This is a genomic window from Sphingomonas sp. FARSPH, assembly GCF_003355005.1.
Classification (GTDB): domain Bacteria; phylum Pseudomonadota; class Alphaproteobacteria; order Sphingomonadales; family Sphingomonadaceae; genus Sphingomonas.
The window spans coordinates 1864727-1891469 of record NZ_CP029985.1 but is presented as its reverse complement, the minus strand read 5'-3'; the positions used below and the strand labels follow the sequence as shown (position 1 = coordinate 1891469).

The window sequence follows — 26743 nt, the reverse complement described above, 5'->3', positions numbered from 1 at the left end:
TTAGGGGTGGGCCTGTCCGGGCGATACGGCAGCCTGGCGCGATATGGGCGAACGTACCGTCCTGACGCGCCCACCCCCGACCCCTCCCGCAAGCGGGAGGGGAGCGCGCGCCGCCAATTGACACCACCCGCCCCGCCGGGCCACGTTCCGAAGCTCCCGACCCGCCGTTCGCCGGAGCCTTTGTCCATGCGTCTCGTTCGTGCCGCCCTCCTCGTGGGCGCTGCCCTTCTGCCGCTCGCCGCCACGGCCCAGACCGCCCCCGCAACGCCCGCCCCCCCCACACCCGCCGCGCCCGCGCCCGATGCCGCGGCAGTCAAGCCGATCGCCTTTACCGAGCGGACGCTCGCCAACGGCCTCAGGGTCTACGCGATCCGCGACACGTCGACGCCCAACGTCGCGGTGCAGGTGTGGTATGACGTCGGGTCGAAGGACGACCCCAAAGGGCGCTCGGGCTTTGCCCACATGTTCGAGCATCTGATGTTCAAGGCGACCCGCAACCTCGTCTCCGAGCAGATGGACCGGCTGACCGAGGACGTCGGCGGTTACAACAACGCGTCGACCAACGACGATTACACCAATTACTATGAGGTCGTGCCCGCCAACCACCTGCAGCGGCTGCTGTTCGCGGAAGGCGACCGGATGGCGAGTCTCGTCGTCGAGCCGAAGAGCTTCGCGAGCGAGCGCGAGGTGGTGAAGGAGGAACTGCGCCAGTCGACGCTGGCGCGGCCGTACGGCAAATTGTTCTCCACCTATCTGTCGGCCGCATCCTACACGACGCACCCCTATGCCCGGTCGACGATCGGCAGCATCGAAAATCTCGATTCGGCGGGAATCGACGACGTGCGCGCGTTCCACGCGACCTATTACCGGCCCGACAATGCGATCCTGGTCGTCGCGGGCAATTTCGATCCGGCGCAGCTCGACCGCTGGGTCGACCAGTATTTCGGCGGCATCGCGCGTCCGTCCACGCCGATCCCGCGCGTGACCGCGACCGAGCCCGCGCGCACGAAGCCGGTCAGCTACACCGTCTACGAGCCGAACACGCCGCTGCCCGCGGTCGCGATGACATGGCACGTCCCCGCCGATCGCAACGCCGACATCCCCGCGCTGACCGTGCTCAATACGATCCTGTCGACCGGCGAGAGCAGCCGGATGTACGAGGACCTCGTCTACCGCGACCAGCTGGCGCAGGACGCCTCGTCGTTCCTCGACACCAAACAGGGGACGGGCAATCTCGTCGCCTATGCCATTCTGGCGGGCGGCAAGACGGTCGACCAGGGTGAGGCCGCGCTGAAGGCCGAGATCGCGCGGTTCCGCGACGCGCCCGTTTCCGCCGCAGAGCTGGCCGAGGCGAAGAACGAGATCCTGACCGCCGCGATCAAGAGCCGAGAAACCGCGGAGGGCAAGGCGCGCATCCTCGCCGCGTCGGTCATCATCGACGGCGACCCGCGATCTGCCGATCGTCAGCTCGCGGAGATCGCGCGGGTGACCGCCGCCGACGTGCAGCGCGTTGCGCGCCGGTATCTCAACCCGAACCAGTCGGCGACGATCCGCTACCTGCCCGATACCGCCAAGCCCGCGGGGAAGACGGGCGATACGATTCAGGTGGCGTCCACCGTGCAGACCGAAGCGCTGACCCCGCCCAGGGACATCGCCGTCGTCACGCCCGCGCCCGAAGGACAGCGCGTGATGCCGCCCGCGCCGGGCGCGCCAGTGACGGCGACGCTGCCGCAGCCGGTCGAGACGCGGCTCGCCAACGGCCTGCGCGTCATCACCGTCGAGAATCACGCGCTGCCGATCGCGACCGCCTATCTGGTCGCGACCGGCGGCGAGGCGCTCGACCCGGCGAACCGGCCCGGCGTCAGCCAGCTCGCCGCGACGCTGATGACGAAGGGTACCGCGACCCGCTCTGCGACCCAGATCGCGCGCCAGATGGAAAGCCTGGGCGGGTCGATCGGCGCGGATGCCGCCGAGGAGGGCGGGTCGGTGGCGGTGACGGTCAAGTCGGACCAGCTCGCCCCGGCGATGACGATCCTCGCCGATGTCGCGCAGCATCCCGCCTTCGCGCCGCAGGAGCTGGAACGCGCGCGGGCGCAGGCGATCGACGGCGTCACGGTGGCGTTCAAGAACCCGGCGCAACTCGCCGCATTGGTCGCGGATCGCGCGACCTTCGGCGCGTCGCCCTATGGCGCGCCGGGCAACGGCACGCCCGCGTCGCTGAAGGCGATGACGCGGAGCGACGTGACGGCCGCCTATGCGCGCACGTGGCGGCCCGATCAGGCGGCGCTGATCCTGGTCGGCGACATCACGCCGGCGCAGGCGAAGACACTGGCCGAGGCGCAGCTGGGCGGCTGGCGCGTCGGCGGCACCGCGGCACCGCTGCCGGCCGCCCCCGCCTTGCCCACGCCGCGCGTCGTCGCGGTCGACATGCCGGGCGCGGGCCAGGCGGGCGTCGTGGTCGAACGCGTCGCGATCCCGCGCACCGACCCGCGCTTCTATCCGCTCGCGGTCGCGAACACGGTGCTGGGCGGCGGCTTCTCGTCGCGGATCAACCAGGAAGTGCGGATCAAGCGCGGCCTCGCCTATGGCGCGTCGAGCGGCGTCGATGCGGCACGCGCGACGGGCAGCTTCGCGGCGCGGACGCAGACCAAGAATCCGACCGCGGCAGAAGTGGTGACGCTGATGACCGCGGAGATGGCGAAGATGGGCGCCGCGCCCGTGCCCGACGCCGAGCTGGCGACGCGCAAGGCGGTGCTGGTCGGCAATTTCGGCCGCGGTATCGAGACGACGGAAGGCGTCGCGGGGATCCTGGGCACCTATGTGCTCGACGGCGTGCCGCTCGACGAGCTGCAGCGCTACACCGCCAAGGTCGAGGCGGTGACGCCCGGCGAGGTGCGGAGCGCGTCGGCGGCGCTGCTCGATCCGAAGGCGGCGAGCATCGCGGTGGTGGGCGACGCGAAACAGTTCATCGCGCCGCTGCGCGCCGCCTATCCGAATGTCGAGACGCTGACCGAGGGGCAGCTCAACCTGGACAGCGCGACGTTGAAATAGGTCCCCCCCGCCGCCCCGCCTGCGGTGTGAGGCAGGGCGGCGGCGGCCGCGCCGGCATTCCTCGCGAGGGACGTTTTTCGGTTCGGACAGCCGCGACGCTATCCGCTATGCGCACACGATGCGGGTGCGGTCGGATACGATGCGGAAGGTGGCGCGCGGCTGGATCGTCGTGATCGGGCTGGCGCTGGCGGTGCTCGTCGCGCTCGCGATCCGTGCGGCGTGGCTGGCGATCGCGGCGCATCCCGCGGGCATCCCGCCGATGCCCGCCCCTGCGGGTTATGAGGCGGAGGCGCATTTTCCCGGTGCGGCGCTGCTCTATGCGACTGCCGAGGACGCGCCCGCGCCGGCCGAACAGGCGGCGCCCGCGGTCGGCGTGACGGGTACGATCGCATTGCCGCCGCTGCCCGCCGATGCCGCACAGCTTTCGTCCGGCGTTGCTGCGGGTAGCGGGGCGATGCCTTTTTCCACACGGCTGGCGAGTGCGGTCGATCGCGGGCGCGCGCTCGAATGCCTGACCGCGGCGATTTACTACGAGGCGGCGTCGGAACCCGATGCGGGGCAGGCGGCGGTGGCGCAGGTGATCCTGAACCGCGCGCGGCATCCCGCCTTTCCGGCCACCGTCTGCGGCGTCGTCTATCAGGGGTCGGAGCGGTCGGGGTGCCAGTTCAGTTTCGCCTGTGACGGGGCGATGGCGCGGGTGCCGTCGCGCAGCGGCTGGGCGCGCGCGGCCCGCGCCGCGGCGCGCGCGCTCGGCGGATACGTCTTCGCGCCGGTGGGCCTTGCGACGCATTACCATACTTATGCGGTGACGCCGGCGTGGAACCGGACTTTGGTGCTGACCGACGTGGTCGGCGCGCACCTGTTCCACCGGTGGAAGGGATTTTGGGGGACGGCGGGGGCGTTCACACGGGCCTATCGCGGCGGGGAGCCGGTGCCGGGGCCGCATGCGCCGTTGATGCTGCCGGTGCAACCTGCCGCGCCGACGCTGATCGCGGCGACCGCCACCGTCCCTGTCGCGCCGGTGACGCCGCCCGCCGAGGTCAAGCCCGCCTATGCAGCGAGCGGGCAGGCGATCGCCCCGCCCGCCCCGGCGAGCGACGACCATCTGCCGCCCGCGTCCACCGTGCTCGACAAGTGGAAGGATTCGGGCAAGCCGCTCAAGTGAACTGCCCCCTCCCCCCGGCCGGACACGGGCGTTATTTTGCGCCCTTCACATATTGGTCGTACCAGGCGATCGCGCGCTTCGTCACGTCGCGCGATTGCTCGGGCGCGGGGACGCAATGGCCCGCGTCGGGATAGATGACGAGGCTGACGGGGACGTTCATGTCCTTGAGCGCATGCCACCATTCGATCGACTGTGTCGGCGGCACCTCGATATCGCGTTCGCCGACGTAGATGAAGGTCGGCGTCTTCGCCTTTTTCGCCTGATAGACGGCGGAGACGTCCTGATACGCCTTCATGTCGTCGTACATCGTCTTGCCGAAGAAGGGCAGCATCCACTGGTCGATGCCGTTGGTGCCGTAATAGCTGACCCAGTCGGACAGGCCCGCACCCGCGACGATGCCCTTGAACCGGTTGGTCTGCGTGTTCGCCCACATCGCCATGAACCCGCCATAGCTGCACCCGCCGAGGCCGAGGCGATTGTCGTCGATCGGCGCGACCTTTTCCACCGCGTCGATACCGGTCAGGATATCGCGCAGGTCGCCCCCGCCGAAGTCACGCTTGTTGGCGGCGGTGAACGCCTCGCCCTGGCCGTAGCTGCCGCGCGGATTGGGGTAGAAGAGGTAATAGCCCGCGTTGACCAGCTGGCCGACCATCGTGCCGGGCATGATGAAGCCAGGCACGGAAGCGGCAGACGGCCCGCCGTGGACCATGGTGATCATCGGCGCCTTGCCCGCGGGCGCGGTGCGCGGGCCGAGCAGCCAGCCCTGGACGTCGAAGCCCTCGTTCTTCCAGCTGACGCTGCGCGCGGCGACCGTGGGCGCGACCGCGTCATTGTCGTGCGTGACCTGCGCGAGGCTAGCGACCGGGCCGGCGTAGATCGCGGGCGCGTGCTCGAAATCCTGCACCACCGCGGCGGCGATGCGGCCATCAGCGGAAAAGACGGCGCGGCCGTCGCCGGCACTGGCGCTCGCCGCCTTCGCAAAGCCGGGCGTGAGCGGGCGGCCGGGCTCCAGCGTGCCGAGCCGCATGCGGTCGCCCGCGAGGCTGACGGTGCGCAGGCCGCCGCGTGTCCAGTCGATCGTCGTCACGGTCTCCTTCGCGCCCGCGGTGATGTTGCGCGGGGTGCCGCCGGCGAGCGGCACAGTGAAGACGTCCCCGCCGATCGAGCCGAAATCGCTCATCAAACCGCCGATATAGGCGACCGTCCGGCCGTCGGGCGAGACGCGCGGCTGGTTGAGCTGCGTCGCGGGTTTCGCGATCTGGCGCACCGCGCCCGTCTGCGCATCGATCGCATCCAGCGTCGCGACCCACCAATTGTTGTCGCCGTTGCCGAGCGCGGTCGTCGCGACGAAGCCGCGGCCGTCGGGCGTCCAGTCATATTCGTAGACGTAGCGGCCCTGCGGCGACACCGGCGCGACGTCCGCGACATTGGCACCGGCGACGTCGAACACGGCGAGCCTTTGTTCGTCGTTGTGCTCGCCGATCTCGCCGATCATCCGCGCGCCCGCCTGCGTCGCGCCCGATTCCTTTGCCGCGCCGAGCGTGACGAGCAACGCGACGCGCTTGCCGTCGGGGGAGACGCGCGGCGTTTGCGCAATGCCGCGCACCGTCGCGAGCGTGCGCACCGCGCCCTTCGCGTCGGCATAATCGAGCGCGACGGTACCGGCCTTGTAGTCGCGCGCGAGGAAGACGAGGTCGCCGTTGGGCGCGAAGGCGAGGCCCGAATAGCCGCAGCTCGGGCAGGGATCGATCGTACCGAGCACGCGGCCGTCGCCCGCGCTGCGCAGTGTGACGACGCCGCGCGGCCCTTGCGCCTCGATCGTCGCGATCCGGTCGCCCGCGGGACTGAGCGCGAGGCCGCCATATTGGTGGACGGCGGGTGCGGTCTGCGACGTCGCGGGCATCGCGCCAAGGGGGGCGGCGAGCAGGATGGCGGCGGAGGTGAAGGCGGCGGATTTCAAGCGCATGACGGCTCCCGAAGGGCGGTGGATGCGCGCAGCTTAGCGGGCGGCGGCGCACCTGCAAGAGAGAGGGGCAGCGCTGCCCGCGCATTGCCCGCTCGATCCTGCGCCGCGTCGCGGGCGCCCCCACCCCGCCCGCTGCCGCCAGGGGGCAAGGGTGGGGACGGCCACGAGTCTTGACAGAATTGACACCTGAACGCGCAATCTTTCAGCTGTCGAGCTTTGGGAAAAGTTCGTCCTCCTCCTGTGGATACAATTTGCCCCAGCGGCCGCCGGGCCTGTCCTGCGCCGGATCGCGCGCGCTTTCGCGGGCGATCGCCTTTTCCGTCGCGATGCGCACCGCGAGCGGATCGGGCAGCACCATGCCAAGCGCACCGAGCATCTGCGGCAGCATCGCGGAGGCTTCATAGTCGGACATGGCGGGATGCGCGGGGCCGCGCTTGTGCGCGATGAGGAAGGCGGTGAGCCGGTCGTTGAAGACGCGCCGCGTGCCGACCTGTTCGCCGCGATACCAGACGGGCACCTCGCGCCCCTCGATCGCCTGTTCGAGCGCGAGGTCGTAGAGGCGCTTCTTGCCCTGTTCGATCGCGACGTCCCAGGCGATGGCGAAGATCGCGCGCGGCGCGCGGTTGCGCAACGCATAGGCGCTCTGGCGCGAACGGCCGACCGCCTGTGCCGCGTGGCTGACGCAGCCGGTTTCGGCGAGCGCGACGATGAAGGCGCGCTGCGTTTTCACCGACCAGCCCGCGACGCGCAGGCGGCTGGGGGTGAGCAGCCGGTCGATCTCCGCCCGCAGCGCGGTATCGTCGGCGTCCTCGGCGGCGTCCCCGGCGGCAGCGGTGGCGGCGTCGGCAGCCGATGCGGGTGCGGCGGTGGCGGCGGGATCGGCCGCGTCGGCGCGCGCGGCGCGACGCTCCGCATCCCACGCCGCCGCGCGCCGCGGCCATTCGGCGTCGCACGCCTCCGTCTCGGCGGCCATCGCCCCCGCGACATCCCCGCCCGCCTTCGTCGCCTCCAGCCCGGCGATGATGACGCGGTCGGTCATCTCGCGCTGCACGCCGCTCCGGAAATTGTTGAACGCGTTTTCCGCCGCGGTCCAGGTGCGCATCTTCTTGGCCATGTCGTCCCTCCCGTCGTGATCAGGTCGACAGGCGACATATGCCGGAAAGGGGCTTGTAGGAAAGTGTTTTGTTCTTGTTTTGATCTTTTATGTTGATGAGGTCGAGGGCGCCATGTACGCTTTGCAGTCGACATTGACGTCGACCATTATGGAGTTACATAATGTGGGGCGACATCAGCTTCGATGCGGCCAAGCGCGACAAGACACTGAGGGAGCGCGGGTTGGATTTCGCCGATGCGCCGCGACTGTTCGCGGGGTTGACGTACACCCGGCCGGATGAGCGGTTCGCGTACTCGGAACCGCGCTTTCAGACGTTCGGGTTATTGGATGAACGGCTGGTGATGGTGGTGTGGGCCGAAACGAAACCCGGCCGGCGGATCATCTCGATGAGGAAGTGCAATGAGCGAGAACAGCACCGGTTCGGCCGGCAATTGGGTTGATCCCGACGATGCGCCCGAATGGACCGAAGAGATGTTCGCGGAAGCGGAGGTGCGCGTCGGCGAGCAGGTCATCCGCCCCGGTGCCTGGCGCAGCGCCGGGCGGCCTCCCTTGGGCGCGGCGTCGAAGCGGCAGGTGACGTTGCGGCTCGACCCGGATGTGATCGAGCGGTTTCGCGCGGACGGGCCGGGTTGGCAGGCGCGGATGAACGCGGCGCTACGCAAGGCGGCGGGGCTAAACTAATACCACACGAGGTCTTGACGGATTGCACACCGCAATCGAAGCTATCCAAAATTTTGGATCATTACGATATGGCTACCGTCAAAGAAGTTCTTGGAAAGTTAAATCTGGGCACATCCGTCGCTGAGTTTGACGAGGATTTGGAAAATTACTTTGTCGAAACAAACGTATTCCGCGAATTCGTGCGCGACCGCGTAGACATAATTGCGGGAGACAAAGGCACTGGCAAAACCGCAATATATCGGTTCATTAATAAAAGACACGCTGATATTCCCGAACTTAAAGGCGTAACCATAATTCCGGCTTTTAATCCGTCCGGCAATCCGATTTTCACTAAACTAACCGAAAGGAGCACGCTGGGCGAGGGGGATTACGTACTGCTTTGGAAGTCATACATCTTATCATTGGTAGGCAATACAGTCATTGCCAATGACCCTCTTCTCGTTGGATCAGACCTTGACAATATGTTGAGAGCACTTGGTCTCCGGGCAGAGGTCGTCGCTCCAAAGCCTATATTTAGCCGAATCTTAGATCAAATACCTAATTTCCTTCGTTGGAAATCCGCAGAAATGCAATTTTCGCTAACAGAAGCTGGGCTTCCGCAGATATCTCCTAAGGTCGAGTTTGCCTCGGACGCACCCGACAAGATGGTCGAGCGCAAAATCCCAGCGGAAGATGCGTTCGTTGTACTGGAACGGGCGATGCAAAGCTCAGGCGTGCGCGCATGGGTCACGTTTGATCGACTAGATGAGGCATTTCAGGGTCACGCAGAAATTGAAGTTACCGCGCTTCGCGCTCTTCTTAGAACATATCTTGATTTAACAGAGTTTGAGAGTTTCAAACTTAAATTATTCCTGAGGCGAGACCTATTCAGACGGGTTACATCGACCGGATTTGTAAATCTAACGCACATAAATGCTAAGAAGCTTGAAATAATCTGGGATGAAGAAGATCTACTGAATCTACTTGTGCGACGTATGCGCGAAAACAAGGACTTCATTGCTGATATAGATGCAGCAAAGCTTTCCGATCTAGAAATGTTTAACCGTATTTTTCCTGATCAAGTCGATTTTGGCCTTCGAAAGCCAAAAACGTGGGTGTGGATTATGCGGCGCGTTAGAGATGGAAATGATGTTAAGCCGCCAAGAAATCTTATCGATCTGATAAAATTTTCCAGAGAAGCTCAACTACCAAAAGAAGACCGTGATCCAAGACAACTTACTGACGAAACCATAATTGAATCAGAATCCTTAAGAAAAGGACTAAGTCAACTTAGCGAGAGTCGAGTTAATGATACGCTCTTGGCTGAGGCGGGTTTATTGTCGCCTGCAATAGCAAAATTCAGAGATGGAAAGGCAGAACATAACGCAGAGTCTCTATCTGACGTTCTTGGCGTCACTATAGCCGAAGTAAAAAATGCTATCAAGCCCCTGCTAGAATTAGGATTTCTTGAAGATATCAAGGGAACGTACAAAGTTCCAACTCTGTATCGTGAAGGACTTGGAATTACACAGGGAAAGGCATTCCAAGTGGAGGGCGACAACGATGACGAAGAATAGTTTTACTGCGCCACCTCCACGCGCGCGCCCTTCAACAACGGCGCCAGATACTTCCCGGTGTAGCTCCGCGGCTCCTTGACCACCTCCTCCGGCGTGCCCGTCGCGACGATCTCGCCGCCCTTGACGCCGCCTTCGGGGCCCAGGTCGATGATCCAGTCGGCGGTCTTGATGACGTCGAGATTGTGTTCGATCACCACGACCGTATTGCCCTGTTCGACCAACTGGTGGAGTACCTCGAGCAGTTTGCGCACGTCCTCGAAGTGGAGGCCGGTGGTGGGCTCGTCCAAGATATAGAGCGTGTTGCCGGTGGCGCGGCGCGAGAGTTCCTTGGCGAGCTTGACGCGCTGCGCCTCGCCGCCGGACAGCGTCGTCGCCTGCTGGCCGACCTTGACGTAGCCGAGGCCGACTTCGACCAGCATCTCCATCTTGTCGCGGATCGGCGGCACGGCCTTGAAGAATTCGGCGGCATCCTCGACCGTCATGTCGAGCACGTCGGCGATGCTCTTGCCCTTGAACTTCACCTCCAGCGTCTCGCGATTATAGCGCGCGCCGTGGCAGACGTCGCAGGTGACGTAGACGTCGGGGAGGAAGTGCATCTCGATCTTGAGCACGCCGTCGCCCTGGCACGCCTCGCACCGGCCGCCCTTGACGTTGAAGCTGAAACGGCCGGGCTTGTAGCCGCGCGCCTGCGCCTCCGGCAGGCCGGCGAACCAGTCGCGGATCTGCGTGAAGCTGCCCGTGTACGTGGCCGGGTTCGAGCGCGGGGTGCGGCCGATCGGCGACTGGTCGATGTCGATCACCTTGTCGAGGTGCTGGAGCCCGGTGATCTTGTCGTGCTTGCCGGCGAGGATGCGCGCGCCGTTGAGCTGGCGCGCGGCGGCGGCGAAGAGCGTGTCGATGGTGAAGCTCGACTTGCCCGACCCCGACACGCCGGTGATGCAGGTGAAGGTTCCGAGCGGGATGCTGGCGGTGACGCCGGTCAGGTTGTTGGCGCGGGCGTTGTGGACGGTCAGCTTCTTGCCGTTGCCCTTGCGGCGAGCGTCGGGGACGGGCACCTCGCGCACGCCGTTGAGGTAATCGGCGGTGACGGACCCCTCGCTGGCGAGCAGTTCGGGGAGCGTGCCTTTTGCCACGACCTGGCCGCCGTGGACGCCGGCGCCCGGCCCCATGTCGATGACGTAGTCAGCGGTGCGGATCGCATCCTCGTCATGCTCGACGACGAGCACGGTGTTGCCGAGGTCGCGCAGGCGGCGCAGCGTCGCGAGCAGCATGTCGTTGTCGCGCTGGTGCAGGCCGATGCTGGGTTCGTCGAGCACGTAGAGCACGCCCGACAGGCCGCTGCCGATCTGGCTGGCGAGGCGGATGCGCTGGCTCTCGCCGCCCGACAGCGTGCCGCTGGTGCGGTCGAGGTTGAGGTAATCGAGGCCGACGTTGTTGAGGAAGCCGAGGCGCTCGACAATCTCTTTCAGGATGCGCTCGGCGATCGCGCGCTGCTGGTCGGAGAGCGTCGCCGGCATGGCGGTGAAGAAGGCGAGCGCGTCGACCACCGACAGATGCGTCGCGTGCGCGATGTCCTGGCCGGCGATCTTCACCGCCAGCGCCTCGGGCTTGAGGCGCGCGCCGTGGCAGACCTCGCACGGGCGGCTGGACTGGTAGCGCGACAGTTCCTCGCGCATCCACGCGCTCTCGGTCTGCAGCATACGGCGGTTGAGGTTGCCGATGACGCCCTCGAACGGCTTCTTGACGTCGTAGCTCTTCTTGCCGTCGATGAAGGTCAGCGTGACGGCCGTCTTGCCGGTGCCGAACAGGATCTTGTCCCGGATTTCTGGGTGCAGGTCCTTCCACGGCGTCTCGAGGTCGAACTTGAGCTCGCGCGCGAGGGAGCCGAGCACCTGCATGTAATAAGGGCTCGGCGGGTTGGACTTGGCCCAGGGGACGACCGCACCCTTCTTGATGGAAAGGTCGTGGTTGGGGACGACGAGGTCCTCGTCGAACAGCAGTTTCTCACCCAGGCCGTCGCACGCCGGACAGGCGCCCTGCGGCGCGTTGAACGAGAACAGACGCGGCTCGATCTCCGGGATGGTGAAGCCGGAGACGGGGCAAGCGAACTTCTCGCTGAACACGATGCGGCCCGGGGGGGCGTGGTCGCCAAGCACGGCGGACTTGGGCGTGTGCGGTTCGACAGGATCGGCCGGGTCGACATAGGCGAGGCCGTCGGCAAGCGCGAGCGCGGTTTCGAAGCTTTCGGCGAGGCGGGTGGCGATATCCTCGCGGATCACCAGCCGGTCGACCACGACCTCGATGTCGTGCTTGAACTTCTTGTCGAGCGCCGGCGCCTCGTCGATCTCGTGGATCTGGCCGTCGATGCGGACGCGGGTGAAGCCCGCCTTCTGCCACTCCGCCAGTTCCTTGCGGTATTCGCCCTTGCGGCCGCGCACGACGGGGGCGAGCAGGTAGAGGCGCGTCCCCTCCGGCAGGGTCATGACGCGGTCGACCATCTGGCTGACGGTCTGCGCGGCGATCGGCTCGCCGGTCGCGGGGCTGTAGGGAATGCCGACGCGCGCCCAGAGCAGGCGCATGTAATCGTAGATTTCGGTGACGGTCGCCACCGTCGAGCGCGGGTTGCGGCTGGTCGTCTTCTGTTCGATCGAGATGGCGGGCGACAGACCCTCGATATGGTCGACGTCGGGCTTCTGCATCAGTTCGAGGAACTGGCGCGCATAGGCGCTGAGCGATTCGACGTAGCGGCGCTGTCCCTCGGCATAGATGGTGTCGAACGCGAGGCTGGACTTGCCCGAGCCGCTGAGGCCGGTGATCACCGTCAACGTGTCGCGCGGGATGTCGACGTCGACGTCCTTGAGATTGTGCTCGCGCGCACCGCGGACGGAAATGGTCGTAAGGCTCATGCGGTGGGTTCTACTTCTGTTCCGAAGAAAGGGCTAGTCGGCAGATAGGAACGCGCGACGCGGGCTGCCAGCACCCGTTGATTTGCGATGGGCGTGTATTACCTTCATCGGACACGATATCGAGGCTGGATCATGGGCAAGAAGAGCGGCGAGAAGAAGCGCAAGAAGACCAAGCTGCCCAAGGAGGTGATGGGCATCCGCCTGCCCAAGGAGGTGCGCGAGATCGGCGGCGCGGTGCTGGAAAAGGCGAACACGCCGCAGGGGCGCGAGATGCTGGCGGCGGGGCTGACGATGGCGGCCGCCGCCGCGAGCGCTGCGGTGGCGAAGGGGCGGATGAAGCGCGAAACGGCGGCGGCGGGGCCTGCACCCGCGCCGGATGCCGCGCGGGCTGCGGACGCGGCGCCGCCGCCCCCCCCACCGGCTCCGCCGCCGCAGGGGACGCAGCGCGATCCCGATCCGACGGCGATGCTGGCGATGGTCGGCACCGTGGCGGAAAGCGTGCTGGGGAAGCTGTTCACCAAGAAGGGGTAGTTTCGTCTCCAATTCGGCGGTTTTCGTCATTCCCGCGCAGGCGGGAATCCAGAGACGCTAACGTGCCGGCAAGATCGCTGACCTTTGCGTGTCTGGATCCCCGCCTGCGCGGGGATGACGATAAAAGGCGAGGTATTCGTGCCTCTCTGGTTGCCGAGGTCCGTTATTGATTCATCAAATCTGCGGCCGCCGATAATCTTCGCCAGCCTGTTCCTCCGGGAGGAACAGTCATGCCGGACATCAGCGACGATATCGCGATCGCCAGGTTCGTCGATCGCTGGCGGCGGAACGAGGGCGGGGCGGAGCGGGCGAATTACGTGCTGTTCCTGATGGAATTGTGCGACCTGCTCGGCCTCGACCGGCCGAACCCCGCCGATGCGACGCACGATCGCAACGATTACGTGTTCGAACGCGCCGTCACCTTTCGCGACGGTGTCGATCGCACCGGCCACGGGCGCATCGACCTGTACAAACGCGGCTGCTTCGTGCTCGAGGCGAAGCAGAGCCGCGAGCCGGGCGGCGCCAAGGAGGTGGCGCTGGGTGCGACGCAGGCGACATTGCCCGGGTTCGACATGGCGGCGCGCGGGCGGCGCAGCGCGCATCGCGGCTGGGACGTGCTGATGCGCAATGCGCGCGAGCAGGCGGAGCAATATGCCCGCGCGCTTCCCGAGAGCCACGGCTGGCCGCCGTTCATCCTCGTCGTCGACGTCGGCCATGCGATCGAGGTGTTCGCCGACTTTTCCGGCCAGGGAAAGAATTACCGCCAGTTCCCCGATCGCGGCGGCTATCGCATCTTCCTCGACGACCTGCACCAGCCCCAGGTGCGCGACCGGCTGCGCGACATCTGGCGCGATCCGCACGCGCTCGATCCGGCAAAGCGCGCGGCCGCCGTCACCCGCGACATCGCAAAGCGGCTGGCGAGCGTCAACAAATTGCTGGAGGATCGCGGGCACCGGCCCGAACCCGTCGCGCATTTCCTGATGCGCTGCCTGTTCACGATGTTCGCGGAGGACACCGGCCTGCTGGCGGCGGGATGCTTCACGCGGCTGCTCGACGAGGCGCGCGCCGCGCCCGACCGTTTCGCGCCGTTGCTGGAGGGACTGTGGATGGAGATGAACCGCGGCGGCTTCTCGCATGTCCTGCACTGCCCGATCCGCCGCTTCAACGGCGGGCTGTTCGCCGCGGCGCACGTCATCCCGCTGCACCGCGAGGAGATCGGCGAATTGTACGAGGCGGCGCGCCACGTCTGGACGGAGGTGGAGCCGGCGATCTTCGGCACGTTGCTGGAACAGGCGCTCGACCCGGGCGAGCGGCGGCGGCTGGGCGCGCATTACACGCCGCGCGCGTATGTCGAGCGGCTGGTGGTGGCGACGGTGATCGCGCCGTTGCAGCGTGAATGGGAGGCGGTGGTGCTGGGCACCGTCGAGCGCGAGCGGACCGCCGATCCCGCCGCCGCGATCCGCGCGGTGCACGATTTCCACGAGAAGCTGGCGGGGACGGTGGTGCTCGACCCCGCGTGCGGCACGGGCAATTTCCTGTATGTCGCGCTCGAACTGATGAAGCGGCTGGAAGGCGACGTGCTCGAGGTGCTCGCCGACCTCGGCGGGCAGGAGGCGCTGGCGCTGGAGACCGCGAGCGTGCACCCGCGCAATTTCTGCGGGATCGAGGTCAATCCGCGCGCCGCCGCGATCGCCGAACTCGTGCTGTGGCTGGGCTATCTGCAATGGCAGATGCGCAATGGCGGCGCGATCGCCGATCCGGTGCTGGAGACGCTGCACACGATCCACGTCGGCGACGCCGTGCTGGCGCACGATCCGCCGGCTGCGGACGGCAGCCTGCCGCGCCCGCGGCGTCCCGACTGGCCGGCGGCGGACTATATCGTCGGCAACCCGCCCTTCATCGGCGGCAAGGACATCCGGGGCCGGCTGGGCGAGGCCTATGCGACCGCGCTGTGGAAGGCGCATCCCAAGGTCAACAAGTCCGCCGATTACGTGATGTACTGGTGGGATCGCGCCGCCGAGCGGCTGACCGAACCGGACACGCGGCTGAAGCGGTTCGGCTTCGTCACGACAAATTCGATCACGCAGGAATTCAGCCGCCGCGTCATCGCACGGCGCATGGCGGCGGCAAAGCCGGTGTCGCTGGTGATGGCGATCCCCGACCATCCGTGGACCAAGGCGACGCGCGACGCCGCCGCGGTGCGGATCGCGATGAGCGTGGCGGAGGCCGGAACGGGCGAGGGCGTGGCGCTGGAGGTGCGCAGCGAGCGCGGGCTGGATACGGACGCACCGGAGATCGTGTTCGCCACGCGCGAGGGGCGGGTGAATGCCGATCTGGGCGTCGGCGTCGATGTGACGGCAGCGGAGCCCCTCCGCGCAAATGCCTGGCTATGCTCGCCTGGCATCAAGTTGCACGGCGCAGGATTCGTTCTGACCGAAACCGCGCTAGCCGCCGCGACAACTCATGCGGACACGCTGCCCCTGCCGGTAAGCAACTACCTGAAGGGCAAAGCGCTAACCGGCATCCGTCAACGCAACTACGCGATCGACCTGACGGATCATGAGGAAGCCGAGGCGCGTCGGCGGTGGCCAGGTCTATACCAGCATCTTTTGCGATCGGTGAAAGCGGCGCGTGTGGCGCAAGCAGCACGCGCACCGACCAAAGACGCCCTCGATTACGTGGCGCGCTGGTGGCAGTTCGGAAAGCCGAGACCCGAATTGCGCGCAGCGCTGACAGGCCTGGCGCGATACATCGGCACGGTAGAAACTGCAAAGCATCGCGTCTTCTGCTTCATCGACGCCGGCATACTGCCTGACAACATGATAACATGCATTGCATCCGATCGGCCATTTCATCTCGGGATTCTGAGTTCGCGCATATCGCTTGAATGGACCTATGCGAACAGCGGCTTGATCGGCGTCGCACGCTTCGAACAGGGGCATCGCTATACTAAATCAAACATTTTCGATCCCTTTCCCTTTCCCGACGCCAGTGAGAGCGGCCGCCAAGCGATCGGCATGCTGGCAGAGGAACTCGACGAGACCCGCGAGACGGTGCTGTCTGAACATCCCGACCTGACGCTGACGGTGCTGTACAATCTGCGCGCCGCGATCGGCCGCGGCGAAGCGCTCACCCCGGCGGAAGAGGACCAGCGCCGGCGGGGACGCGTCGACATCATCGCCGAACTGCACGATCGCATCGATGCGGCGGTGGCGGACACCTATGGCTGGCCGGTCGACCTGCCGGCGGAGGAGATCGTCGCGCGGCTGGTGGCGCTCAACGCGGAGCGGCGGGCGGAGGAGCGACGCGGAACGGTGCGCTGGCTGCGGCCCGCCTATCAGATCGCGCGGGCCGGGTTGACCGCATTGCCGGCGGCGGCGGCCGAGGGACAGCAGATCGAGGCGGCGTTGCAGGCGATCGTGCGCAAACCGCGCTTCCCGCGCGATGCGGTAGGGCAGACGGCGGCGGTTTTTGCCGAACTGCGTGCCGGCAAGCCGCTCGACGCGGAAACGATCGCGCGCGGCTTCGCGCAGGGGCGCAAGATCGAACGGCGGGTGGCAGCGACGCTGGAGGCGCTGGCGCGGCTGGGCCACGTGACGCGCGAGGGCGGCGGCTACCGCCTGCGCCGCGCCGCCTGAACTCGGCGGCAAGAAAGAAGAGGGGGAGCGGCCTTGCGGCCACTCCCCAGGTTCGCTGACGAACGGGTCGATCAGAACCCGATGCGCACGCCCGCATAATAGCGGCGGCCGAGCGGGTCATACGTGCCCGCATCGGTGTCCTGACCCGCCGACGCGCCGATGTCCGCAAGATACGGCGGCTTGTTGTTCAGCAGATTGTCGCCGCCGACGAAGAATTCGAAATTGTCCTTCGTGCGGAAGCGGATTTGCGAGTCGAGGTAGAATTGCGGGCGCACGCGGTACAGCGGATTGGTGCCCGGACGAGCCCCCGTCAGCTGATCGTCAAGGCTCGCCTGGCTGAGCCACGTGCCGGTCAGCGTCAGGCCGACGCCTTTGAGGTCGTAGGAGCTGTTGATCGTGAACTTGTCACGCGACGCCCCGATTTCCCCGGCGAAATAGTCGCGCGGCGAGCCAGGCAGCGGCACGGTGTAGCCCGAGATCAGATGCGTGTACGAACCACGCACGCCGAGCGTACCGTCCAGACCCCAGTCGGAGAGGTTCTGACGCCAGGTCACCGTCGTATCGATGCCGGACGTCTTTACGCCGCCGCTGTTGGTCGGGCTGGTGTTGACTTCGTCCAGCGAACCCGCGCTGTTCGGGCCTACCGGGGTCGCACGCCGGACAATCCGAGCGCATGCCGTTTGGTCAGACGCCGCATAGCACTGGTTCAGAATGAACTGCAGCGGGGTCGATACGATCGCGCCCTTCACGCGGACATTGAAGTAGTCGACCGTCAGGACGAAGTTGCGCAGCGCATTGATCGAACGCGGATTGATCACGACACCGGCGGTGAAGCTGTCGCCCTTTTCCTCGCTGAGGTTCGGGTTGCCGCCGCCGAAGCTGGTGATGCCCTGAAGATCGGCTTGGCTGACGGTGAACGCGCCGTTGGCCGCGATGTTCGCCGCCACGCCAGGCGCGGCGCGGCAATTAGTCGCCACCGTGCCGGTAGTCGTCGCTGTGACGCCCTTACACGGATCCTGCAGACCCGAGGGGAAGTCCTGCTGCGCGGGCTGGAACAGTTCGTTGATGTTCGGCGCGCGCACGGAGCGGGCCTTGATCACGCGGAAGCGGATGTCCTCCACGGGAGCCCATTCGCCGCCGTAGTTGTAGCTGAACGTCGTGCCGATCGTCGAATAATCGGAAACGCGCACCGCACCGCGCACCGACAGCGAGTGGAAGAACGGCTTGTCCTGGATGATCGGGACGATCGCCTCCGCGAACCCTTCCCACAGGTGGAAGCTGCCCGAGGTCGCCGGCAGCGCATTGTTGCCGTTCAATCCCTGCTGCGTCAGCAAGTCGAAAGTGTTGCTGCTGGTTTCGCGGCGATATTCGGTGCCGATGTTGACGCCGATCGGGTCTGCGCCGAACAGCGAGAACAGCTTGCCGGTGACGTTACCGCCGGCGACCGTCTGCGTGATCTTGGCATCGAGCGTGGTAGGCACCGCGAGGTACGGCGCCGCCGCCGCGAGCGTACCGATGCCGTAGATGTTCGCCGGAATACAGCCCGCCGCACGCGCCGTCGCGTCGGCACAGACGATCTGACCGGTCGCGGGATCACGATAAGAATTCAACGCGTTCACGAAGTTACGGCTGTCGAACTGGCCGCTGCCGACCTGATGCTCCTTGCTCTGGCCGTAGATGCCGTAGACCTCGTAGCTCCAGCGATTGCCGCCGAAGCTGCCGTTGAGGCCGCCGGCGATGCGGAACAGGTCGCGATCCGCCGAGCTGGTGCGCGGACCGAAGTCGGCGAGGCGACGATCGAAGTAGATGTCGCGGAGGCCATCACCATCCGTGTCGGTCGCTGCATTGAAAATCGCGTCGGGCACGAAGGGATTGCGATAAACCACGCCATTGACGCGGGTCTGGATCGGCACATTGCCATTTGTCGCAATGGCAACCAGATCAGAACTGAGCGGGAAAGGCTCGATCGACGTCTGCACCTTGGTCTTGGCGTAGTTACCTTCCAGCCAGAGATTGGCAGCCGGCGACACTTCGAAATTCGCGCGGCCCGCGGCGACGTAGCGCTCGACCGGCACCGCGAGGTAACGATAATCCGAACGGTTGAAGCCACCGCAGCTGACGCCGGTGCAATTCACCAACGAGCCCGTATTGTAGCTAAAGGTCTGACGAAGGCCGGTCGCCGGGTCTACCGGGCCTGCATAGATGCGACCACCGGGAGCGAAGCCCGACAGCAGGACGCGCGGCGTGAACAGGTCCGCGTCGTTGCCGTTCTGCGCTCCGAGGCTCGTCGAATCGACCGCGCTCGAGCCTGCTTCGGTCGAGCGGTTGCGCTTGAGGACGGTGCCCTGCTTCGAATAGCTGCCGAACAGCATGATGTTGCCGCGGCCGTCGGCGAAGTTCTTGCCGCCGAGCAGGCTGACCTGGCGGTCGGCGCCGTCGCCATGCTCGGAAATGCCCGTCTGGGCATCGAGCTGCAGGCCTTCGTAGTTCTTCTTGTAGATGATGTTGACGACGCCGGCGACCGCGTCGGAGCCGTAGACGGCCGAGGCGCCGCCGGTCAGCACGTCGATCCGGTCGATGAACTGCGTCGGGATGACGTTGAGGTCGACCGCCTGGCTGCCCGGCTGGCCCGAGACGAAGCGGCGGCCGTTGACGAGGACGAGCGTGCGGTCCTCGCCCAGGTTGCGCAGGTTGACGGTCGCGGCGCCGGCGCCCTGCGTCGCGAACGACGAGTTGGTGCGGCTGATGCCCGGCGACCCGAAGGCGGGGTTGAGCTGCAGCACTTCCTGGACGTTGATCGCGCCCTGCTGCTGGATCTGTTCCGCGCCGATCACCTGCAGCGGCGACGCGCTGGCGGCGGCGGGCGAGGCGATGCGCGAACCGGTGACGACGATGTCGCCGCCCGGCGTCGGCGCCTGCGTCGACGTGGCATTGTCGCCGGCGGGGGTCTGGCCGGTCGCGGCGGGGCTGGCCGCCTGGTCGTTGGTCGTGGTCGCGGGGGTCGCCTGCGCGGGCGCACCGGCCTGCTGCGCGAGCGCCGGGTTCACCAGCATGGCGGCGCCGACGAGAAGAGATGTCGCAAGCAACTGGCGACGGTACGCGATGGTCATGATCCCTGATCCTAAAAGTTTGTTATCGACCAATTCAGACAGCATAGCTGACCAGATCGGCGCCCCTAGAGCGGTTCAAACGTCCGCACCACTGCCCTAGTGACATTAACGTGACGAAATTTTCAGCATGTTGCATCAATGCAACATTGCGTGGCCGGGCATGCCTTCCAGCGCAGTCTTGACCCGATCTGGCGGTTGCGCGCGACGCCGAAGGTCGTGTCGGGCACGAAAAAGGCCGATCCTGCCGTTGCGAGCGGCGGCGCAAAAGCGCACAGCCGCGCCATGTCGCGCGTTTCCCTGTTGCACCACCGTTCGGCCAGGGTCGTCGCGATCGTTCTGCTGATCGGCATTGGAATCGCGGCGCTGTGGACGGCGGCGGGGTTCTTCGCGCGCGATGCGACACGACTTTATCCAGCCGACCCCGTTGCCGCGGCCCGTCATCCCGCGGGCGGCGCGGCGGTGCTGTTTTCCGGCGACCTCGGCCTGCGTTTCGGGATGGGCGCGAACACGACCGAGGGGCTGGCGGCGGACGGCATCCCCGTGCTGGGCCTCAATTCGCCGACGCTGTTCCGCCGACAGCAGACGGCGGCAGCGGCGGCGCGGATCGTCGCCGACGGCGTCCGCGCGGGGCTGGCGCGCACCGGCGCGACCGAACTGGTGCTGATCGGCCAGTCGTTCGGCGCGGACATCCTGCAGACCGGGCTCGTCGCGCTGCCGCCGGCGCTGCGCCGCCACGTCGCGGGCGTGGTGCTGGTCGTGCCGGGCGACACCGTCTTCTTTCGCGCCGACCCGTCGGGCATCGCCTATCTGTTCGCGCCGGACAGTCGCGCGGCGGCGACGATCAACCGGATCGACTGGACGCCGCTGACGTGCATCTACGGCGTCGAGGAACGCGACAGCGCCTGTCCGCTGGTGCGGGTCCGGGGCGCCCGCGTCGTCGGTATGCCGGGAGGGCATTTCCTGCACAACGATCACGCCGCACTCGTCGCCCATGAAATCGCCGCGGTGCGCAGCGCACTGGCCGCACGGGCCGGGGGCGAACCATGATCGCGTCGATCGCGCTGATGCTCGCCGCGTCGGCCCATTCCGTGCAGGCCCACCCCTTGCAAGTCCAGGCCTTTCAAGCCCGTCCCTTGCAAGCGACGCACGATCCGGTGGTCGGCCGGTGGAGCAACCCCAAGGGGACGCTGGCGGTCGAGACGCATCCGTGCCCCGGTGACACCTTGTGCGGCACGATCGTCTGGGCGAGCGCGCATGCCGAAGCCGCCGCGCGGCAGGCGAAGCTGCCGACATTGGTCGGCACGCGCCTGCTCCACGCCTATCGCCGCGTCGGCGCGGGCCATTGGGAGGGCCGCGTGTTCGTGCCCGACATGGGCCGCACCTTCGCCTCGCACATCCAGCAGACGACGGCGACCGAGCTGACGATCTCGCAATGCCTAGTCGGGCGTTTCCTGTGCAAATCGCAGGTCTGGCACCGGATCGGCTGATGGACGTGACCGCCCGGATCGACGCCGCGCTGGCCCTCGCCGCGCGCCACCGCCGCATTTTGACGGTGGTGGCGGTGGCGGTGATCGGACTGATCGGGTTCGAGGCGCTGCACATCGTCCTGAAACAGGTGCACCTGCGCGACGTGCGCGCCGCGCTGCACGCCATCCCCGACGGGCGGATCGCGGCGGCGCTGGGGCTGACGGTGCTGAGCTATCTGGTGCTGACCGGCATCGACTGGGTTTCGCTGCGCGCGATCGGGCGGCCGCTGCCGTGGCGGATCGCGGCGGCGGGATCGTTCACCAGCTACACGCTCAGCCACAATTTCGGGATGGCGGTGCTGACCGGCGGCTCCGCGCGCCTACGCATCTATGGCGCGGCCGGACTGTCATTGGGCGAGGTGGCGCAGGTCGCGGGGATCGCGGGCGTGTCGTTCTGGGGCGGCATCTTCGGCGCGGCGGGGATCGGCCTGTTGCTGACGCCGGGCGCGGTCGCGCTGGGGCCGGTGACGGTACCCGTGCTCGCCGCGCGGTTGATCGGCGCGGGGTTGATCGCGATGCTGGCGATCCCGCCGATCGCGCGGACGCGCGGGTTCGACAGTATCGGGTTCAGCCGGTGGCGCATGCCCGTACCCGCGGTGCGCGACATGGGCGTGCTGACCGGGCTGTCGCTGATCGACCTGGCGGCCGCATCGGCGGCGCTGTTCGTGCTCGTGCCGGGCACCGCGATCGGCGCCTACCCCGATTTCCTCGTCGCCTATGCGGTCGCGGTGATCGTCGCACTGGTGCTGCACGTCCCCGGCGGCCTGGGCGTGTTCGAGACGGTGGTGCTGGCGACGGTGCCGGGGGAGCGGCCGACGATCTTCGCCGCGCTGTTGCTGTATCGGCTGATCTATTACCTGCTGCCGCTGCTGATCGCGGCGATCGGCATCGCAGCGACGGAAGCCTGGCGGCTGCGCCATCCGCTGCGCCGGTCGCTCGGCGTCGCGGATCGCGCCGCGCAGGCACTGGCGCCGACCGCGGTGACCGCGCTCGTCTTCGTCGCGGGCTTCGTCCTGCTCGTCTCGGGCGCACTGCCGGGGGTGAAGGGGCGGCTGACCGATCTCGACGACCTGGTGCCCCTCCCCTTCATCGAAGGCTCGCACATGGCGGGCAGCCTGATCGGCACCGCGCTGCTGCTCGTCGCGCCAGCGCTCAATGCGCGGCTGCGTTCGGGCTGGGCGGCGGCGCGCATGCTGCTGATCGGGGGCGCAATCTTTTCGCTGATGAAGGGCCTCGACTGGGAGGAAGCCTCACTCCAGCTCGTCATCGCGGGCGTGCTGCAATATTGTCGGCCGAGCTTCTATCGCGAGGGCGGCGTGCTGACCGACCGGCCGCGCTGGCCGTGGCTGGCGGCGGCGGTGGTGGCACTGGCGCTGAGCATCTGGGCCGGCTTCTTCGCGTACAAGCGAACCGCCTATACCGACCAATTGTGGTGGCGGTTCGCGCTCGACGCCAATGCGCCGCGCTTCCTGCGCGCCAGTTTCGCGGCGGGCGTGCTGCTGACCGCGGCGAGCCTGTGGCAGTTGATGACCGGGCGCCGGACTGCGCGCGTCGGCGAGACGCCGCCGACACCCGCCGTCCTTGCGGCGTTGCGCCATGCGGGGCGGGCGGACGCCAACCTCGCTTTCACCGGCGACAAGAGCTTCATCGTCTCGGCGGCGGGCGACGCGTTTCTGATGTACCGGGTGCAGGGGCGGACGTGGACGGTGATGGGCGATCCCGTCGGCCCGGTCGCGGCGTGGAGCGAGCTGGGCTGGGCGATCCGCCGCGCATGCGACGCGCGCGGCGGGCGCTTGTGCGTCTATCAGGCGAGCGAGCGCATGCTGCCGCTGTTCGTCGAACTGGGCTTGCACGCGATCAAATACGGCGAGGAGGCGGTGGTCGCGCTCGACGGCTTCACGCTTGCGGGGCCGCGCGCCAAATCGCTGCGCCACGCGATCCGACGCAGCGACCAGGCGGGCGCGGTCTTCAGCGTCGAGCCCGCCGCCGCGGTGCCCGCGCTGATCGACGAATTGCGCGCGGTGTCCGACGCCTGGCTGGCGCACAAGAAGGGGCGCGAGAAGCGCTTCAGCCTGGGCGCGTTCGACCCCGACTATCTGGCGCGTTTCCCGGTCGCGCTGGTGCGGTGCGAAGGGCGGATCGTCGCCTTCGCCAATGTCTGGGCATCGGGGGACGGCGCCGAGCTTTCGGTCGATCTGATGCGCCACCTGCCCGACGCGCCTTATGGCACGATGGAGGCGATGATGGTGCGGATGATCGAATGGGGCCGTGCGCAGGGGTTCGCGCGGTTCAACCTGGGCATGGCGCCACTCGCCGGACTGCCGACGGGGCGGCTGGCGCCGGTGTGGGCGCGGCTGGGCCATGCATTGTTCGCCAATGGCGAGCGGATCTATGGCTTTGCGGGGTTGCGCGCGTTCAAGGCGAAGTTCGGGCCGGCGTGGGAGGCGCGCTATATCGCGGCGCCGCCGGGGGTGGCGATGCCCAAGGCTTTGCTCGACCTGGCGCGGCTGGTGAGCGGATAGGAGGACCGGTGCGATGACGACGATCGATGGACGGCGGCGCAGCGTCTTGTTCCTGCCGGCATCCAACCCGCGTGCGATCGCCAAGCTCGCGACCCTCGCCTGCGATGCCGCGATCCTCGACCTGGAGGATGCCGTGGCGCCCGAGGCGAAGGCGGCGGCGCGTGATGCCGCGACGGCGACCGCGCGCGATCGGGCGGTGGCGATCCGGATCAACGCGCTCGACACGCCCTGGGGACGCGACGATGCCGCGGCGGCGGGAGGGGCGATGGCGGTGGTGTTGCCCAAGGTGTCGTCGGCGGACGATCTGCATGCGGCGCGGGATGCCGTCGGCGCGGACGGACCGCCGTTGTGGGCGATGATCGAGACGTGCGGCGCGGTGCTGCGGCTGGGCGAGATCGTCGGCGCGGCCGCGGCCGCACGCTGCACCGTGCTGATCGCGGGGACCAACGACCTTGCCAAGGAGATGCGCTGCCGACCCGGGACGGACCGGGCACCGCTGGTCCCGGTGCTGGCGCAGATCGTGATCGCGGGCCGCGCGGCGGGGCTGACGGTGCTCGACGGCGTGTGCAACGCGATCGGTGATGCGGCACGACTGGCGGCGGAATGCGCGCAGGGCGCGATGCTGGGCTTCGACGGCAAGACGCTGATCCACCCGGGCCAGATCGATGCGGCGAACGCGGCGTTCGGGCCGGACGCTGCCGAGATCGCCTGGGCGCGCGCCGTGGTCGCGGCCTTTGCCGCACCCGAGGCGGCGGGCAAGGGCGCGATCCGGCTGGACGGCGCGATGGTCGAGCGGCTGCACCTGGCGGAGGCGAAGCGGATATTGGCGATGGCGTGACCCGCTCCCATAGCGCGGCAGGGAGAGAGCGAGAGAGGACGGCTATTCCCGCAGCAGCGCCGCGATCCGATCGGCGATATGCTCCATCGCGAAGGGTTTGGTGACGAGGCCCATGTTGGGAGCGAGCGGACCGTTGCCGATCACCGCATTTTCGGCATAGCCGGTGATGAACAACACCTTCAGCCCGGCCCGCTCCTCCAGCACCGCGTCGGCGAGCTGGCGGCCGTTGATCTGGCCCGGCAGACCGACGTCGGTGATGAGCAGGTCGACGGGCGTGCCGGTCGCGAACAGGCGCATCGCCGCAGCGGCGTCGCCCGCCTCAAGCACGTTATGCCCCATCTCGCAAAGCACTTCGGTCACCAGCATGCGGATCGTCGGTTCGTCGTCGACGACCATCACCGTCGCCTGTCCCTCGCCTGCGCGCGGCGACGCAGCGACGATCGTGGACGCATCCTCCTCCGCCGCATCGCCGTAATGGCGGGGCAGGTAGATGCACATCGTCGTCCCCTGCCCCAGTTCCGAATAGATGCGCACCTGGCCGCCTGACTGGCGTGCGAAGCCGTAGATCATCGACAGGCCGAGGCCCGTCCCCTCCCCCATCGGTTTGGTGGTGTAGAAGGGGTCGAAGGCGCGCGCCTGCACCTCCGGCGTCATGCCGGTGCCGGTGTCGGTGACGCACAGCGACAGATACTGGCCCGGATCGAGGTCGCGTTCGCGCGCGGCACGCTGGTCGAGCCAGCGGTTGGCGGTCTCGATCGTGATGCGCCCGCCATCGGGCATCGCATCGCGCGCATTGATGCACAGGTTGAGCAGCGCATTCTCGAGCTGGTTGGGATCGACCATCGCGGGCCATAGCCCGGACTGTCCGACCAGTTCCACGCCGATCGCCGGCCCGACGGTCCGCTGGATGAGGTCGTGCATGTCGGCGACCAGGCGGTTGACGTCGGTCGGCTTGGGATCGAGCGTCTGGCGGCGCGAAAAGGCGAGCAGGCGGTGGGTGAGCGCCGCCGCCCGCTTCGCCGCGCCCTGCGCCGCGCTGACGTAGCGGTCGAGGTCGTTTATCCGCCCCTGCCGGATGCGCACCTGCATCATCTCGAGCGCGCCGGAGATGCCGGTGAGCATGTTGTTAAAATCGTGCGCGAGTCCGCCGGTGAGCTGGCCGACCGCTTCCATCTTCTGCGCCTGGCGCAGATGCTCCTCCGCCGCCATCAGCTCGGCGGTGCGGGCATGGACCTGTTCCTCGAGCGAGGCGGTGAGCGCCGCCAGATCCTGTTCGGCGCGCCGCCGCTCGACCGCATCGCGCGTCCGTTCCGCGACATCGCGGACGAAGGCGACCTCGTCGGGTCGCCAGACGCGCGGCACGGGGTGGTTGAGGTAGAGCAGCGCGACGAAGCCGCCCTGTTCGGTCACCGGCATGTTGATGAACGACAATGCGGAAAGACCCTTCAATGCCTCCGCGGTGGCGCGCGTGCGCGGGTCCTTGTACGCATCGTCGATCGCGACGGTATCGCCGCGCTTCAGATCCTCGATGTACGAGCCATAGTCGCGAAAGTGCAGGATAGCCGGCAATGGCGAAATCCCCGGCGCGCACCAGGCGCGTTCGGTGACGATGGTTTCCGCGGCGCGGTCGATCGTGCCGTAGCCGACCCGCCCCACTTCAAACAACCGGCCGAGGATTTCGGCGGCGGCGAAGGCGAGATCGGCGGCATCCCCCGGTTCGCGCAGCCGATCGTTGAGTTCGATCAGGCCGGCGAGGCGCAGCTCGGCACGCTTGCGCGCATCGATGTCGAAGCTGATCCCCGGAAAGCGCGATGGCCGGCCGACGTCGTCGAGGATGCAGCGCCCCTTCGCCATCACCCACAGGCTGCGCCCGTCGGGCTGGACGAGGCGGTATTCGCTGCTGAATTCGCCGCCCGTCGCGATCGTGCGGTCGACCTCCTCGTGGACGCGCGCCACATCATCGGGGTGAATGCCGGCGAAGAAGGACGCGATCGGGACGCCGCGCTGCGCCTGCGCCACATCGACGCCGTAGAGCGCGGCAAACCCCGGATCGGCGGTGACCCGGTCGGCCGGGATGTCCCAGTCCCAGCTGCCAACGCTGCTCTGCACGTCGTCTGTCATAAGGGGGTCGGACATCGG

The 26743-nt window shown here is 67.3% G+C and carries 16 protein-coding genes; 11 read left to right on the top strand and 5 right to left on the bottom strand.

Annotated elements, in window-relative coordinates; genetic code table 11:
- Positions 1–186: 186 nt before the first annotated feature.
- On the top strand, positions 187–3051 hold the full coding sequence (locus tag DM480_RS09045; RefSeq protein WP_115378531.1) for a M16 family metallopeptidase: 2865 nt from the start codon (positions 187–189) through the stop codon (positions 3049–3051).
- Between the two features lie 139 nt (positions 3052–3190).
- Positions 3191–4216, top strand: a complete 1026-nt coding sequence (locus tag DM480_RS09040; RefSeq protein ID WP_405053275.1) for a cell wall hydrolase — start codon at positions 3191–3193, stop codon at positions 4214–4216.
- Positions 4217–4247: 31 nt separating this feature from the next.
- Here DM480_RS09040 and DM480_RS09035 read toward each other — a convergent pair whose 3' ends face one another.
- A complete protein-coding gene (locus tag DM480_RS09035) occupies positions 4248–6182 on the bottom strand; it encodes a S9 family peptidase (RefSeq protein ID WP_115378530.1) in 1935 nt (644 codons plus the stop codon).
- A gap of 202 nt (positions 6183–6384) precedes the next feature.
- Positions 6385–7296 carry a hypothetical protein gene (locus DM480_RS09030; RefSeq protein WP_115378529.1) on the bottom strand — a complete coding sequence of 304 codons (912 nt, stop codon included), beginning with the start codon at positions 7294–7296 and terminating at the stop codon, positions 6385–6387.
- A gap of 161 nt (positions 7297–7457) precedes the next feature.
- Between DM480_RS09030 and DM480_RS09025 the strand changes: the two genes are divergently transcribed.
- From DM480_RS09025 to DM480_RS09015, 3 genes are all read left to right on the top strand, one after another.
- Positions 7458–7736 carry a BrnT family toxin gene (locus DM480_RS09025; RefSeq protein WP_115378528.1) on the top strand — a complete coding sequence of 93 codons (279 nt, stop codon included), beginning with the start codon at positions 7458–7460 and terminating at the stop codon, positions 7734–7736.
- Entirely contained in the window at positions 7696–7977 is a 282-nt protein-coding gene (locus DM480_RS09020) for a BrnA antitoxin family protein (RefSeq protein ID WP_115378527.1), read from the top strand. Before DM480_RS09025 ends, DM480_RS09020 begins: the two co-directional genes overlap by 41 nt.
- Before the next feature lie 68 nt (positions 7978–8045).
- The gene (locus DM480_RS09015; RefSeq protein ID WP_115378526.1) at positions 8046–9533 is read left to right on the top strand and encodes a P-loop ATPase, Sll1717 family; all 1488 of its coding nucleotides are present in this window, start codon (positions 8046–8048) and stop codon (positions 9531–9533) included.
- 2 nt (positions 9534–9535) lie between these two features.
- On the opposite strand, the gene uvrA is transcribed toward DM480_RS09015, so the two are convergent.
- Positions 9536–12439, bottom strand: a complete 2904-nt coding sequence (gene uvrA / locus DM480_RS09010) for an excinuclease ABC subunit UvrA (RefSeq protein ID WP_115378525.1) — start codon at positions 12437–12439, stop codon at positions 9536–9538.
- Between the two features lie 132 nt (positions 12440–12571).
- Here uvrA and DM480_RS09005 point away from each other — a divergent pair, with 132 nt between their 5' ends.
- Together DM480_RS09005 and DM480_RS09000 are read left to right on the top strand one after the other, a co-directional pair.
- Positions 12572–12970 carry a hypothetical protein gene (locus DM480_RS09005; RefSeq protein WP_115378524.1) on the top strand — a complete coding sequence of 133 codons (399 nt, stop codon included), beginning with the start codon at positions 12572–12574 and terminating at the stop codon, positions 12968–12970.
- A 230-nt stretch (positions 12971–13200) separates the two neighbouring features.
- On the top strand, positions 13201–16608 hold the full coding sequence (locus DM480_RS09000; protein ID WP_115378523.1) for a class I SAM-dependent DNA methyltransferase: 3408 nt from the start codon (positions 13201–13203) through the stop codon (positions 16606–16608).
- Positions 16609–16679: 71 nt separating this feature from the next.
- Here DM480_RS09000 and DM480_RS08995 read toward each other — a convergent pair whose 3' ends face one another.
- Entirely contained in the window at positions 16680–19718 is a 3039-nt protein-coding gene (locus tag DM480_RS08995) for a TonB-dependent receptor plug domain-containing protein (protein ID WP_115378522.1), read from the bottom strand.
- A 150-nt stretch (positions 19719–19868) separates the two neighbouring features.
- Between DM480_RS08995 and DM480_RS08990 the strand changes: the two genes are divergently transcribed.
- From DM480_RS08990 to DM480_RS08975, 4 genes are read left to right on the top strand one after another with little or no spacing between them, the layout of a single operon-like run.
- Positions 19869–20765 carry an AcvB/VirJ family lysyl-phosphatidylglycerol hydrolase gene (locus DM480_RS08990; protein WP_157968782.1) on the top strand — a complete coding sequence of 299 codons (897 nt, stop codon included), beginning with the start codon at positions 19869–19871 and terminating at the stop codon, positions 20763–20765.
- Positions 20762–21205: a DUF2147 domain-containing protein gene (locus DM480_RS08985; RefSeq protein WP_115378520.1), complete on the top strand. Its 444-nt coding sequence runs from the start codon at positions 20762–20764 to the stop codon at positions 21203–21205. Before DM480_RS08990 ends, DM480_RS08985 begins: the two co-directional genes overlap by 4 nt.
- Positions 21205–23766: a bifunctional lysylphosphatidylglycerol flippase/synthetase MprF gene (gene mprF / locus DM480_RS08980; RefSeq protein WP_115378519.1), complete on the top strand. Its 2562-nt coding sequence runs from the start codon at positions 21205–21207 to the stop codon at positions 23764–23766. The genes DM480_RS08985 and mprF overlap by 1 nt, the downstream gene beginning before the upstream one ends.
- Before the next feature lie 13 nt (positions 23767–23779).
- Positions 23780–24604, top strand: a complete 825-nt coding sequence (locus tag DM480_RS08975) for an HpcH/HpaI aldolase/citrate lyase family protein (RefSeq protein ID WP_115378518.1) — start codon at positions 23780–23782, stop codon at positions 24602–24604.
- 42 nt (positions 24605–24646) lie between these two features.
- Here the strand turns inward: DM480_RS08975 and DM480_RS08970 are convergent, their stop codons facing one another.
- Positions 24647–26725: an ATP-binding protein gene (locus tag DM480_RS08970; RefSeq protein WP_232833929.1), complete on the bottom strand. Its 2079-nt coding sequence runs from the start codon at positions 26723–26725 to the stop codon at positions 24647–24649.
- Between the last annotated feature and the right edge of the window lie 18 nt (positions 26726–26743).